This is a genomic window from Bacillus cereus group sp. Bce019, from assembly GCF_051781745.1.
In the GTDB taxonomy this organism is placed as follows: Bacteria; Bacillota; Bacilli; order Bacillales; family Bacillaceae_G; genus Bacillus_A; species Bacillus_A cereus.
In genome coordinates, this window is the sequence record NZ_JBPWJX010000084.1 from 1 (window position 1) to 311 (window position 311).

Genomic DNA, 311 nt, shown 5'->3' on the forward strand with positions numbered 1-311 from the left:
AGCCATTATATGGATGCAGAAGGAAACTATGTGTTGGTACAAGATGATAAACTAAATAAGCATATTGAACCAGAAGCAAAAAAAATTAGGGCGACTGGTGAATGGGTTAGGATTACAGATGCAGAAAAAGAAGCGATAAAAAATACACCAGAGTGGAAGAAGTGCATAAACTCTTTCAATTCCTATGCGCCACCTGCAGGAGAATGGAATTTTCATCCTAGTATGATTAAGCCAGAGCAACCAAAAGACTATGATTTTAAAGTAGATAAATTAAACGATACAGATTTCAACGTTATGATGAAAAATAAGAA

The 311-nt window shown here is 34.7% G+C and carries 1 protein-coding gene; it reads left to right on the plus strand.

The window, feature by feature from the left end:
- Positions 1–30 precede the first annotated feature (30 nt).
- The coding region (locus tag ACS2QP_RS27555) for a hypothetical protein (RefSeq protein ID WP_438883032.1) at positions 31–311 on the plus strand (281 nt) is incomplete at its 3' end.